This window comes from Blautia sp. MSJ-19, from assembly GCF_018918125.1.
In the GTDB taxonomy this organism is placed as follows: domain Bacteria; phylum Bacillota; class Clostridia; order Lachnospirales; family Lachnospiraceae; genus Blautia_A.
Genome location: NZ_JAHLQA010000007.1, coordinates 114,458 through 128,762, shown reverse-complemented (window position 1 = coordinate 128,762; position 14,305 = coordinate 114,458). Strand labels below are relative to the sequence as shown.

At 43.2% G+C, this 14,305-nt stretch carries 12 protein-coding genes; all 12 read right to left on the bottom strand.

Annotated features, from left to right (window positions below; all coding sequences use genetic code 11):
• Positions 1-223: 223 nt before the first annotated feature.
• The 12 genes from KQI91_RS03725 to KQI91_RS03670 all read right to left on the bottom strand — a co-directional run bounded on the left by KQI91_RS03725 (position 224) and on the right by KQI91_RS03670 (position 14,268).
• Entirely contained in the window at positions 224-775 is a 552-nt protein-coding gene (locus KQI91_RS03725; protein ID WP_216391534.1) for an ECF-type riboflavin transporter substrate-binding protein, read from the bottom strand.
• A 77-nt stretch (positions 776-852) separates the two neighbouring features.
• On the bottom strand, positions 853-1,449 hold the full coding sequence (locus KQI91_RS03720; RefSeq protein WP_216391533.1) for a ribonuclease H1 domain-containing protein: 597 nt from the start codon (positions 1,447-1,449) through the stop codon (positions 853-855).
• A 13-nt stretch (positions 1,450-1,462) separates the two neighbouring features.
• Positions 1,463-2,863: an AAA family ATPase gene (locus tag KQI91_RS03715; RefSeq protein WP_330654441.1), complete on the bottom strand. Its 1,401-nt coding sequence runs from the start codon at positions 2,861-2,863 to the stop codon at positions 1,463-1,465.
• A 190-nt stretch (positions 2,864-3,053) separates the two neighbouring features.
• Entirely contained in the window at positions 3,054-4,088 is a 1,035-nt protein-coding gene (locus tag KQI91_RS03710) for a threonine aldolase family protein (protein ID WP_216391532.1), read from the bottom strand.
• Positions 4,085-5,488: a Na+/H+ antiporter NhaC family protein gene (locus KQI91_RS03705; RefSeq protein WP_216391531.1), complete on the bottom strand. Its 1,404-nt coding sequence runs from the start codon at positions 5,486-5,488 to the stop codon at positions 4,085-4,087. Before KQI91_RS03705 ends, KQI91_RS03710 begins: the two co-directional genes overlap by 4 nt.
• Before the next feature lie 11 nt (positions 5,489-5,499).
• Positions 5,500-6,444 carry a VOC family protein gene (locus KQI91_RS03700; protein WP_216391530.1) on the bottom strand — a complete coding sequence of 315 codons (945 nt, stop codon included), beginning with the start codon at positions 6,442-6,444 and terminating at the stop codon, positions 5,500-5,502.
• 35 nt (positions 6,445-6,479) lie between these two features.
• Positions 6,480-7,706: a Zn-dependent hydrolase gene (locus KQI91_RS03695; RefSeq protein ID WP_216391529.1), complete on the bottom strand. Its 1,227-nt coding sequence runs from the start codon at positions 7,704-7,706 to the stop codon at positions 6,480-6,482.
• Between the two features lie 47 nt (positions 7,707-7,753).
• A complete protein-coding gene (dpaL, locus tag KQI91_RS03690; protein WP_216391528.1) occupies positions 7,754-8,956 on the bottom strand; it encodes a diaminopropionate ammonia-lyase in 1,203 nt (400 codons plus the stop codon).
• A 344-nt stretch (positions 8,957-9,300) separates the two neighbouring features.
• A complete protein-coding gene (locus KQI91_RS03685; RefSeq protein WP_216391527.1) occupies positions 9,301-11,034 on the bottom strand; it encodes a sigma 54-interacting transcriptional regulator in 1,734 nt (577 codons plus the stop codon).
• A 53-nt stretch (positions 11,035-11,087) separates the two neighbouring features.
• Positions 11,088-11,765, bottom strand: a complete 678-nt coding sequence (locus KQI91_RS03680; RefSeq protein WP_216391526.1) for a helix-turn-helix transcriptional regulator — start codon at positions 11,763-11,765, stop codon at positions 11,088-11,090.
• Between the two features lie 66 nt (positions 11,766-11,831).
• Positions 11,832-12,206, bottom strand: a complete 375-nt coding sequence (locus KQI91_RS03675; protein WP_072522091.1) for a RidA family protein — start codon at positions 12,204-12,206, stop codon at positions 11,832-11,834.
• 70 nt (positions 12,207-12,276) lie between these two features.
• Positions 12,277-14,268, bottom strand: coding sequence for a response regulator (locus KQI91_RS03670; RefSeq protein ID WP_253288346.1), 1,992 nt, complete (start codon positions 14,266-14,268; stop codon positions 12,277-12,279).
• Positions 14,269-14,305: the final 37 nt, after the last annotated feature.

Here is a 14,305-nt window from a genome sequence, read left to right as displayed (position 1 = left end):
ATATTACTGTTCATTGTAACCTAATAATTTTAATACTTACTAAATAAGAATTTGAGAATACTATCTGCCTATACAGAAAAACTGCCATCAACAGCTTCTCCGTATACTTACTTTCACATAGAAAAAGCCTTTCACAAGCCATAAAAGCTGCATGAGAAGGCTTTTTCAACGCTGCTGTTCACTTTTGTTATATAAAACGATCCATGAACAGCAACTCCATAATTTATTCCTGATCCAGGGAACCTTTCTTGGCAATCGTCTTCGTATATGCCAGAATCAGAAGTCCACCAACGACTACACCTGTAACGGTATTGGAAACAGCTGCAAATACACCCTGTGCAAATACCTTGTTTGCCGGTTCTGCATAGATCAGAATGTCAAGTACAGGAGCTACAACTACCCATCCGATCACATGTGCGATCACATTGGAAACTACGAATACAGCAACTTTGCCTTTGCCGAATTCTCCTTCCTGAACATCAAGTTTCTTTGCAAAAAGTCCGATAACCACACCAACAAAGGCGGATGTGATCACCCAGCTCCACCACGGGCTTCCACCCCAGGAAAGATCGATCAGTGCGTGACCGATGAAACCGATCAGTCCGCCGGCAACTGGTCCATACATAGCTGCCAGAAGTGCAAGTACTGCATACTGAAGACTGATATTTGTGTTCGGTACCGGGCTTGGTATTGCAACAAAACGTCCGAGTACAAAGAACAGTGCTGCGCCAATTCCGACAGCAACCACGGTTTTGATACTGCTGTTGTTTTTCATAATAGTATCCTCCTCAAAAAGTCTCGCTCCGGCTATGCCGGAGACAGTGATAGTATAAGACTTCATAGCGGATTTTGTCAATGGATTCCAAGTGCTTCTTTTGCAAGTTCATCTACCATATCATTATATTTGTCATTGGAATGTCCCTTAACCTTGCGAAATTCAATGTGTACTTTCTGTTTCGCTTTCTGGTAGAAATCTCGGTATGCGATCGTCCCGGCTTTATTCGCCTTCCAGTCACCGTTGCACCAGCTCGCGATTCCCTGGTAATCATGATAAATGATAATTGCCGGGATCTCATGATCCAGAGCGTACTGCATCGCTGCTTCGCTTCCTTTGATCTCACCGGCTACATTTCGCATCTGTGCCAGCTCCCGATCGGACATTTTCTGTGAAAATTTCTCTTCTCTTCCATCGATCAGAACAACCATTCCGTAGGAAAATTCTTTCGTGGCTGCGTGGTAACTTCCGTCGACGTAGATTTCTACTGCGTCTGAGGAAGTTTTTTCTATTGGGGTGCCAATTCCCAGATATTCTTTCGCTTCCGCTTCTGTCCCAAAACTCTTGTATATCGCGCCCGGATAACCCATTACCTGCTTCTTACACTCATCCCAGGTAAGGAACACCCCGGTCTTTCTTCCCTGTCTTACTGCATAAAATTTCTTTTTTGCCATGCTGCCTCCGATTTTAGTTTTCTTTCATTACAACCTCTGAATTCTTCCCACTGAACGCCACGCCATATCGGATGATATGTTTCACATTCTGCTGTCGAAGCTGCATATCATATTGTTTTTCCTCAATCTGCTGAACTCCTATTGATGCCGTCTGTGGAATCATATATTCCAACTGGTCCAGAATCTCTTTCTGATATACAAACAGGATTTCTTTATTCGGCAGTGCCACTTCGCACATATATCCGGCTCCAAACAGCTGATTTTTTCCGGTAGTTTTAAGATATCCCGACATCAAAAGGAAGCTGTACACAGAAGAAACATTTTTCTTTATCTGCGGATACACTACACTGGTATCTATATAGGTCAGAAGCTTTTCCCCCTGCAAAAGCCCCGTAAGCGAATTCCATATTTCTTCATCTGCCTCCGCAAGAATTTCCCCTATAATGTCATTACTGCTTGTAGATACCCAGTAAGCCCTCGCTTCACAGTCATGACTGAAATAATTGATCACTGACCATGGATTGAATATCTCTGTTTTTCCAAAGCAATAACCATCATACCATTCACAAAGTTCCTCCATGCAGTCCTGTGCATTATAATAAGAAGCCATCTCTGCCACTTCATCTCTGGTAAATCCAAAATATTCACTGTACTTCCTGTCGAGGACCGAATTTACGATCAGATTATTCAATCCACTGAAAATACTCTCCCTCGCGACACGCAGAATTCCTGTCAGAAATCCAAATGCCAGATGCCGGTTATCTTTAAACGCACCGGAGAAAAAAATCCTCATAAAAGATACTACCTGATCATAGAAACCGCAGACATGTCCCTGTTGGATCGGAGTATCATACTCATCGATGATGATGATTGCCGTTTCTCCATACTGCTTATGAAGCATTTCAGAAAGATTCTTCAAAGAATTCATATAATCTGTGCTATTAGCTGTTCTTTCAGCGATTCTGCGATATATTTCCTTTTCATATTCATTACAGATATTGCTTTCCAGAATCTCACTGTGACGCTGATACTCCTCACTGATCAGTAACAAAATATGATCATATGTCTCTTCCCACGTATTTCGTTTTACATCTTTAAATGTAAGAAAAATCACCGGATATTTTCCCTGATACTCGCGATACTTTTCTCCACATTTCCAGATCTTTTTATCTTTGAAGTATATAGAAGTATCTTCCTCTGTCTTTTCAAAGAAAGTGCGGAGCATGTCCATGTTAAGGGTCTTTCCAAACCGTCGTGGCCGTGTAAACAAAGAAACCATAGGACGCTCGTTCAGAATATCTCTGATCATCAGAGTTTTATCTACATAGTAATATTCTTCAGATGCCCGCCGATAATCCGAAATTCCAACTGGAAGTGGTAATTTCATTTCTTCCGTCAGCATTATATCATCCACACCAACACCTCCTATACTTTACCCATCTGCAACTGTGCAGTGCCTATATCGCAGTTATAGAGCTAAAATATTGCTGTTATTTCATTATACATGCCCCAAGAAAAATACACAAGAACATAAAAAGGAGCCATCCATCCGGACAGCTCCCAAAACTTGAAAGGGTTTGGCAAAAATGAGTTTGTTTTACAACTTATAAATCTTTGATCGCATTGATAATTTCTTCTGTTTCCTGCTCTGTTGTGGACCAGCTTGTACAGAAACGATCGACTTCCCGTCCGTCGGGCAGGTTCATCTGAAACTGAAAAGTACAGATTTCTGCCATTTTTGCAGCCTGTTCCCTGGTCAGGATCATGAACAGCTGATTTGTATAGCTCTCTATATAGGACTCTATTCCCTTCTGGTGAAATGCTTCCTTTATACGCATGGCACGCTCATCTGCCTGCTCTGCAATCTGCTCATAAAGACCGTTTTCCAGCAATACATAAAACTGCAATCCCAGAAGCCAGCCTTTTGCCAGCACAGAACCGCTCTGTTTCATGTAGGTTTTGAAATTTTTTTCCAGATTTTTGTTAAGGATCACAAGGGCTTCCCCAAACAATGCGCCGCATTTGGTGCCGCCAATGTAAAATATATCTGTAAATCTGGCAAAATCTCTTAATGTCAGATCATTTTTTTCGGAAGCAAGTCCGTAACCCATGCGTGCTCCGTCTACAAACAGATACATATCATATTGTCTGCATACTTCATAAAGTGCTTTTAGTTCTTCCCGGGAATATAGGGTTCCCCATTCTGTCGGAAAGGAAATGTACACCATTTTGGGTTCGCAGAGATATTCCGGTTCGCCTGCTTCGTAATACTCGGCAGCTTTCTGACGAACCTGTTCTGCTGTGATCTTTCCATCCTTTGCTGGCAGCGGGATAAGTTTATGTCCGGTTGCTTCGATCGAACCGGCTTCGTGTGCATATATATGTCCAGAGTCCGGGCAAATCACTGCCTGTACCGGGTTCAGAGCTGCTTTGTGTACCACAAGATTCGCCTGTGTTGCTCCTGCAAAAAAGTATACTTTGCAGTCTTCCCGGTCAATTTTCTTTTTGATCAGTTCTTCTGCCTTATCACACCAGACATCTTCTCCATATCCGGCATAACCTTCCTGCCCCGTTTCCATCAGACGTTTCAGGATTTCTTCCTGTGCATTGTGATTATAATCATTATCCAGACGTATCATTTTTCTTTAAACAGCCCCTTAAATAATTTTTTATCAAGATTAAAACCAACGATCACGAGACATACGATCAGGTAAAGCGGGGATGTGATATAATGACGCATTACTGCCACTCCATCCACATCCAGATAACCGCACACTGTCTGTACCATAAGAACATATGGAATGTATAACTGCAATGCAAACGTGCCAACTGTTGCGGCTCTGACCAGATCTCGTTTGTCCAGCCCTTTTGCTTCATAAACTTCTTTCATGATGTTACAGGTAAATACTTCAGAAAAGCTTGCAGATGAAGAAAACAATGCAATAAATCCAAGAAGGATCGTACATACATATCCACTGAATCTTCCATTTACCTTTCCAAGAATTGGTTCTACAAGAGTCTCAAGGATCTGACATTCATTTAAAATTCCAAATAAGCCAAATGAAAAGATAAACAGCAATGCCGTTCCGACCATGCTCATGATACCGCCTCTTGTAAAAAGAGAAACGATCAGGGCATTTTCAGATTCCACTGCAAAACCATTCCACATAAATCCGATGATATCTTTCAGACTTTCTCCCTGAACGATCCATGCCACCGCACCACCTGAAACTGCTCCCAGCATCAATGCCGGTATCGTAGGAAATTTCATAACCAGAAGTACCAGAACGATAAGGATCGGAAGCAGGCATACAACACCCATATGGTATGTTCCCTCAATATCTGTGATCAACTGCTGAATAGAAGAAGTATCCGCTGTCTGTACTTTTCCCGTTGCTCCCATGATGAGATAATACAAAAAAGTAATCAGGGCAACCGGTATTGTCATCGGAAGCTGAAATACGATGGAGTCAAAAAGATCCACACCTGCTGAACCACTGATGACATTCGGAGTATCTGACATCGGTGAAACGCCATCTCCGATCAATGCCGCACTGATGATACATGCAGCTGCGATCAGCGGATCGATTCCCATTCCAATCGCAACACCCATAAGCGCAACGCCTACAGTACCTACTGTTCCAAAGCTTGTACCTGCCATGCATGCAAAGACCAGACAGACAATAAATGTAGTTGCCAGAAAATACTGCGGATTGATTATTTTCAAACCGAGTACCATAACATATCCTATCGTACCGCTCGCACACCATGTTCCTACGACTGATCCGATCGTGAGCAGCAATAACATTGGCATGATACACTTCGGTATAAATTTCATCATACCTGCCTGAAGTTCATTAAATGTATATCCCAGTTTCATACAAAGCGGATACGCCAGAAGCCAGGACAGTAAAAACATGACTCTGATGTTTACGCCAGCCACAATCGTCGGAATCATTACAAATGCAAAGCAGACGATCATTACAAATGCTGCATAAGCAAAACCCGGCTTTTGTTTTACTTTATTCTCTTTCCCCATTGTTCTTCCTCCTACAGCACAGTTCCTTCTCCAAAGAAGTGATATACTATTTTCTTCTGCTGTTCAACTGTTTTTCCTTTCAGGAAATAGTGCAGTTCTACAATTTCAAAATCATTGCCACCCGTATATTTCTTGTCAATAAATACATCCATTCCCTGTGACATAGATTCCGGTCCGTCTCCTACAATATCCATTCCGCATTCTCTGATCTGACGGATGGTCTGATTGATCTTGTCTACACATACACTGAGTGTCTCCATCCCATCTCCGTTTTTCTGTGGCCACCAGCAGAATTTGAGTTCTGGATTTTCTGAACGATATAAATGAATCTGAGCATCTCCGAGATACATCGCATCTTCTTTGAAATCTCTTTCTTTGAAATGCTGGTACAGTGCCTCGAATCCAAGAACATCCTGCCACAGATGACGTGCTCTTTCATAATCACGAATACTGATTCCTATATGGTGGATATTCGTCATACCCACTTTATTTACTGACAGCATCTCAGCCGTAATCTCTTTCTGTCCAAATTCACCTGCCAATGTATTCTGCTGTTCCTGTACAGAATGATGTTTCAGGGAATCTTTTAATTCTATGAAGCGCAGATAGTATTCACCCGTATGCTGGCTGTTGATCCTAACGGATCTTCCCTGTACGCTTTCCTGTATCTCTCCTTCGATTTTGATACCGGATTCCTGAAGTTCCCTTATAGTATCCTCAAGGTTTTCTACCTCCAGACACAATTCGTACAGGTCATCTCTTGTATGTCTTTTTCTCCATTCAGCAGCCAACGCTGTATTGGCTGTTGAATGAAGCTGAATCTGTGCTTTTCCAATCCAGAATATTGTTTCACGATTGTTACCAAGTATGGAGAACCCAAGTTTTTTCCAGAATTCTCTTACCTTATCATATTCATTGACTGCATACGCCACATAATGAAGATTGTTTATTTTCATCGAACTCTCTCCTGTTCTGTAAAAACCCCTTATTTTTATTCTGCGCCTGCCATATCTGCTACAACATCCAGGAATACATTTGCCCCTTCGATCACATTTTCATCCGGTGTGTATTCTGCCGGGTTGTGGCTGATGCCTTTGATACTCGGTACAAAGATCATCGCTGTCGGGCAGATTCTTGCGATCATCTGTGCATCCTGTCCTGCTCCGGAAGTCATGCGTCTTGTGCTTAATCCACGTGCTTTGGCTGCTGCTTCAATTTTCTGTACGATTCCTTCATCAAAGAGAACCGGATCAAACTCTGTCATACGCTCTGTCGTAATCTTTACTTTATCTGTTTCTTCCAGTTTTTTCAGATAATCTGCCAGTGCTTTCTCATCTGCATCCAGTTTTTCCTTGTTCGGGTTACGAAGGTCTACGGTGAAAACAGCTTTGGACGGAATAACATTGACTGCATTCGGCTCAAATGCAATCGTTCCGACAGTTGCCACACCATTGGATTTTTCTACCAGTTCTCTTAAGAATACGTTGACTTTTGCTGCTGCAAGACCTGCGTCAACTCTCAGTCTGGTCGGTGTGGTTCCGGCATGATTTGCAGTTCCCTCGATCGTCACTCTCTGCCAGTGGATTCCCTGAAGATTCTCTACTGCACCAATCTGTACACCTTCGACATCCATGATCGGTCCCTGCTCGATATGATATTCCACAAAAGCTTCCGGCTCAAGGAATCCAGGTTCTACGGTTCCTTCATAACCGATCCTCTTTAATTCTTCTCCAAGGATCGTTCCATCTGTTCCAACTGTTTTAAGAACTTCTTCAATATCCATTCCGCCTGCATATACCAGAGATCCCATCATGTCCGGTGAATAACGGACACCTTCTTCGTTTGTAAATGCACCAACTACGATCGGTCTTTCTGTTTTCAGCCCTGCTTCCTGAAGTGTTTTGATCACTTCGATACCGCCGATCACACCGATACATCCGTCATACTGACCTGCATTGATAACAGAATCAATATGAGAACCAACCATCAGTGGTTTTTTATCTTTGTTTTCTTCTGTTTCCCAGATACCGAAAATGTTTCCGATGCGGTCTACAACCACTTTAAGGTTCGCGTCTTTCATCCACTCTACAACTGCATCTCTTCCTGCCTTATCTTCATCAGAGGCGGCAAGTCTTGTTCTTCTTCCCTCAGCATCCTTGCCGATTGCTCCAAGTGCACGAACTCTTTCCAGCATGCGTTCTCCGTTAATTGTCATCATAGTATTGTCCTCCTCATGTTTTATATATTTTTTGATTTATTTTTCGTTTAAAAACTCGGATGAGTACCATCCCATACAATATCTCTGTAATTTTTCTGATCAGTATCTCCTTCTGTGGAAAAACAGAGTACTTTAGAATCTTTGTTGATTCCAATCATCTTTCTCAGATATTCCAGACTCTCATTCATCATTAATTCTGCCACAAATCCTGTTGTTGCCGCCCCGCTTTCACCGGAAATGACTTTTTCATCTCCTGTAATCGGATTTCCAAGAACTCTCATTCCTTTTGCTGCCACATAATCCGGCATGGATACAAAGTAATCTGCGTAACTTCCCAGCATATCCCATCCCACAGTACATGGTTCGCCACAGGCAAGTCCTGCCATGATCGTGTTCATATCTCCAGCCACAACATGAAGTTTCCCGTCATCTGCTTCTGCTGTGCGATAAATGCAGTCTGCTTTGTTTGGCTCTACGATCACGATAACAGGTTTGTCTTCCTGATAGTAATCTGCAAAGAAAGCGGTCAGTGCACCTGACATAGCGCCTACACCTGCCTGAAGAAAAATATGTGTTGGTTTTTCACCTTTAAGCTGTTCCGCAGCCTCCAGAGCCATCGTTGTATATCCCTGCATGATCCAGGTCGGAATTTTTTCATATCCTTCCCATGCTGTATCCTGAACCAGAACCCAGCCTTTTTCTTTCTCACACTGCGCCGCAAACCGAACGGTATCGTCATAATTCAGATCTGTAATGCTCGCCTGTGCCCCAAGCTTCTGGATATTCTCAAGACGCTCCTCGGCGCTTCCATTCGGCATATAGACAACTGCTTTGATACCAAGTTCATGTGCAGTCCAGGCAATACCTCTTCCATGGTTTCCATCTGTCGCAGTCACAAAGGTAAGATCCTGTGTATTTTTTCTGACTTTCTCGCTTTTGAGCCTGTCGTAAGTAAGTTCTGCTGCCGGAATCTCACATTTTTCTCCGATATATTTTCCAATGCAGTAACTTCCACCCAGTCCCTTGAATGCGTTCAGCCCAAAACGTGTGCTCTCATCCTTAACATACAAAGCACTGATTCCCAGATACTCTGCCAGATAATCCAGCTTCTTTAAATCTGTAGGATGATATGTCGGGAAACTTTCATGATATTTTTTTACCAGTACCGCCTGTGCTTTTCCAAATATCGAATCCTTGCTGTAGTCCTTAGAAAGATGTTGGTTTTTTACCGCCTTGATCGTTTCATTCATGAGATAAATGCTCCTTCCTTTTTGTTTATGACTGTATTTTATTTTCTCTTTCTTCCATGGTCAAACTGGCAGCTTTTTCATAAAATCCTGTTTATTTATTCTCATTTTGAGAATTTTTAAGATTTCTATTTTTAATATCCATACCCCAAACACTATTAAAAACAGGATTTATAGACTTTTTCTCACTTTTCATCTCTTAATTATCAAAATAAGAATTTATTATCATTATGAGAATTTTTTATTTTAGACAACAAAAAAAGAGACTTCGAAAAGTCCCTTTTTACAACATTCTTCACAATCCTGTTTCTGGATTTTTGGTCTTTTTTATTTATATTTTGCCTGCTTTATATCTCTATCTGGTATTTTTTTATTTTACGGTAAAGGGTTGCCATTCCGATTCCAAGTGCTTCTGCTACTTTTTTCTTATCTTCGGTTCCTTTGCCGTAGCGGAGGATTGCTTTTTCGATCATGCGCTTTTCCATTGCTTCCAGATTCAGATTTTCTTCCTCGTCTTCTTCGGTCAGTGTCTCCAGCCACAGTCTCTCCGGCAGTTCTTCCATTGTGATCGTTCCGTCCAGTTTCATCATATTTACTGCATATTCCATGGCATTCCGGATTTCCCAGAGATTTCCCGGCCATGTATAGGCATCTACACAACGATATACTTCCGGGCTGATAGCGCGGATTTCTTTTTTCATCGAATCTGCATATTGCTGGAGATATTTCTGTGCAAAATAGTGGATGTCTCCCTGACGCTCGCGAAGCGGCGGAACTCTCAGAAGAAGTACGCTGATCCGATAATACAACGGATAAAGAAAACTTCCCTCTTCTGCCATTTTGGAAAGGTCTGCCGAAGAGGTAAAAAGCATTCTTGCGGATGTTCTGTACTTTCTTGTTCCTCCACATCGAATGATCGAACCACTTTCCAGGAACTGCCATATCTTACGCTGAAGCTCCTGTGTCAGTTTCTCCACATCTTCCAGAACAACCGTACCTTTGGACGCTGCTTCAAGTTTACCGACTTTTCCCTTGGAATTTTTTCCTCCTGCGATTCCAAAAAGTTCTTTTTCCAGTCTTTCCGGATCTTCCACCGCACAGTTGACCGTCACAAAAAGCTGTTCTTTCCGCCGGCTTTCTTCGTGGATTGCACGAACGATCTTATCTTTTTCCAGTCCTTTTTCGCCGAGGATCAGAACAGAAGACGGAGAGTCCGCTACTTTCAGGATTTCCTGTTTCAGCTTCTTTGCCTGCGGGGATTCTCCCTCGATATTCATAATTCCCATGAGGCGATTCCTGTTTCGCAGACCCAGTGACTCCTTCATGGTTCTCTCTGCCTGCTTAAAAAGAAGGAATTGCATACCTTCTTCCATTCCAAGTTCTATCAATCGACCGGCCAGATGATAGGAATTTCCTCCTGCCCGTACACGATATTCTTCGAAGCCGCCGATCTGGTTTCCTGTGTCAGAGATCGTTGCTTTTTCTGCATAGATCTGACTCTCCGGAAGTTTCAGTATCTCACAGCACATACTGTTCAGTTCCACGACCTGTGCCTGTTGATTCAATACAAGTACACCTGCATCCAGATGATTGACGATCGTCTTAAGCAGTTCCTTCATCGCCGCGTCCCGCTGTGTCTCCCTTTTTTCTGCTGCCTTGAGTGCGATCAGATCCGCAAACTGCTGAAGGAACCTCTGAAAAGATTCCTTATTTCGCATCGCATGGGTTCTCTGTTTCTGTGTATAGCAGGTAAAACAGATCACACCGATCGGCTTCCCCTTCTCCATGATCGGAGTACTCATATGAAAAGTTTCTTTGCAGTCATTGATATGCGAGCAGTATTTTCTGCAGATCTCATTCTCTCCCGGTGTATCGACCACCTGCGTCCGGCAGGTCTTAAGCGTCTGTGCAAAAATATGCCCTTCTTCTGAAATATCTCTGTCCACCTGTTTTTCCATACGTCCGGTCCCTGCCACACGGCGGAGTGTCGTATCTACGATCGTAACATCTATTTTCAGGATCTCTGACAGAATGTTGGCATACAGGATCGCTGTATCCTGTATTTCTCTCAATACTTCCATGAACTGAACCTCCTGCAAACAGTTCTTCTCCTATCTCCGTATTTTTGTTTCTGTTATTCCTGCTCCAGATTCCTCAGATGTAGATACACCGTATTCTTACTGATTCCAAGGATCTCCGCGGTCCTGCCTACCGCATCTTTCATGTTGTAGACACCCTTCTGATAAAGTCTCTGTATGATCTCTTTGTTTCTGTTAGAGGTCGGGATATCTTTGTCCTCCATGACCTCGCGTCGGATCTCCTCTGCCATGTCCTCCAGAAGTTCCACACTGCTGGAAGAAAAATTCTCTTTGCGGTTTTCGTACTGCTCCTGTGGTTTCAGGCCACATGCCACAAAATTACTGATATATTCTGAGAACGGTGTATTCAGATAAAAGTTGATACAGAGCAGACCGATGATGCGGTCTTTTTCTCCACGGACAGGAATCGTCACGGATTTCAGCGGTTCTCCCTTTTTATTGTGGGTAAAATACGTAATCCCGCGACTGTCCGCATCATCCTTCTGCATCTCTTCCAGCAGATCAAGTGCAAGGTCTGTAAGCGGCGCACCTTCCGTTCTTCCTGTGTGAAGCCCGTGGATTACCTTGACCGCAGAGCTTGAATAATCCTCCAGACTGTGAAGCACCAGTTCATACCCTTCCCCAAGATACATGGACAGCCCTTCCAGCATCACGCTGTAAGATTTCAGGATCTCACGGTCTGTTTCCGTTAATTTCACATGATGGTCTTTCATTTTATTCTCCTGCAACGCAAAAAGGGGGTGTCAAAACATCCCCTTCTTACCTGTACCTTTTATGATTTATTCAGCTACTGCGATTGCTTCTACTTCGCACAGAACGTTCTTCGGAAGCTGTTTTACAGCAACACAGGAACGAGCCGGTTTGCTTGTGAAGTATTTCTCATAAACTGCGTTGAATGCAGCAAAATCTGCCATATCAGCAAGGAAGCATGTTGTCTTTACAACGTTGTCAAATGTAAGACCTGCTTCTTCGAGGATTGCTCCGACGTTCTTACAGGACTGCTCTGCCTGAGTTTCGATCTTGTCGCCTGCAACTTCGCCTGTAGCCGGGTCTACCGGAATCTGTCCGGATGCAAATACAAAGTTTCCTACCATTTTTGCCTGTGAATATGGTCCGATTGCTGCTGGTGCTTTTTTTGTTTCAAGTGTTTTCATGATAAATTCCTCCTGTGCTTCATTTTTTCTTTATCATATCACTGAACTTTTGTTTAGTCAATGTAATATTTTACAAATATTTTCGCATCAATGCATACAGCGTTTCAATCCGTATCGGTTTTGCCATATGATCATTCATGCCTGCCTTAAGTGCTTCCTGTACGTCCTCTTCAAAAGCATTGGCTGTCATGGCTATGATCGGCTTCGATGCGATCTCCTGATTTTCCAGTCTTCGGATCTGTCTTGTTGCTTCATAACCGTCCATTTCCGGCATCTGGACATCCATCAGTACTACGTCAACAAAATCCGGTTCCGCCGTTGCCATATATTCTACTGCCTGTCTGCCGTTCTCCACCGTATAGACCTGGAAACCGGCTTCTGTCAGGATCGTTTCTGCGATCTCGCGGTTAAGTTCTACATCCTCTACGAGAAGGATCTTTTTGCCATCGAATTCTTCTTTGTAGAACGTCGGAACTTTCATTGCACTCTGTGCCTGACTTGCACTCTGCAGGACATCGTACAGTTCAGAAAGAAACAGCGGTTTCGCACAGAATGCAGTAACACCTGCTTCTCTCGCCTCTTCCTCAATATCTGACCAGTCATATGCAGTCAGGATGATGATCGGCACCTGCTCTCCGATCTCGGAACGGATTCTTCTTACTACTTCGATTCCATTCATATCCGGCATCAGCCAGTCAATGATGTAAACCTGGAACGGGTCATTCTGTTCGGTCGCATATTTCGCACGGAACACTGCTTCTTTGCCGGAAGTTGTCCATTCCGGGCGAAGTCCGATAGTACGCAGCATCTTTTCGACACTTACGCAGCTGTCCATGCTGTCATCTGCAACCAGCGCACGAAATCCATTGAGTTCTCGTATCACACCTCTTTCTTTGCCTCTGGATGCGATCTTGAGACGAAGGGAGATCGTAAATTCCGTTCCCTCGCCGATCTTACTCTTGACTCTGATACTGCCGCCCATCATGTCTACGATATTCTTGGTGATGGCCATTCCGAGACCGGTTCCCGGAATGCGGCTGATCGTAGAATTCTCTTCTCTTGTAAAAGGTTCAAAGATATGTGCGGTAAACTCCTCACTCATTCCGATTCCTGTATCGCGTACCACAAAGTCATAATCAGCAAAGCCTTCCGGTGAATTTTCTTTCTGGATAATGCGGATTCCGACGGTTCCACCTGGTCTGGTATATTTCATGGCATTGCTCATACAGTTGAGAAGCACCTGGTTCAGTCGCAGTTTGTCACAGATGACATCTTCATTCACAACATCTACCGTATCAATAAAGAAATCCAGTCGTTTCGCCTTGATATCTGACTGAAGGATATTTCGGAGGTCATGCATCACTACAGGAATACTGCATTCATTTTCTTCTATTTTGACTTTGCCACTCTCAATGCGGCTCATATCAAGCACATCATTGATCAGGGAAAGAAGATGATTACTGGAGACCATGATCTTGCTAAGATAACCTTTGAGCCGCTCAGGATCCTCCAGGTGAGTTGCTGCAAGAGATGTAAAACCAATGATCGCATTCATCGGCGTACGGATATCGTGTGACATGTTGTTGAGAAACGTTGTTTTTGCCTGATTTGCACGCTCCGCGATCTCATATGCCTCCCGGAGTGTCTGCTGGTATTCGATTTCCTTTTCTTTTTGTTCTGTGATGTCCTGAAAAAGGATCATTACGTGTTCTGCGGAATTAAATTCATCATTGTCCACAGCGTAAACTGAAACTCTGCCCCAGCGTTTTATGCTCAGATCCTTGACCTGATAATCCATATAAAAACTACCGCTGTCGTTAGTTTCATTTAAATCATCGCGGAATTTCCGGAGGTATTCCAGACTGAGTTTTTCGAGCAGCTGTTCACAGTCTGACTCGTATGCACTTGCATGGATCAGGCGCGGCAGAAGTTCTGAATAGTCTCCTGTCTTTGCCAGATTCTCTGTTTTTCGCGGCATATGTGCACATACATAAGTGTCATCCTTCACATTTACGATAAAACTGATAAAAGCACCCTTCCCATAAGATGTAAAAATTTCCATTCTTTTCCTTCCTGTGTTCAAAAAAAGCTTCCAGTCT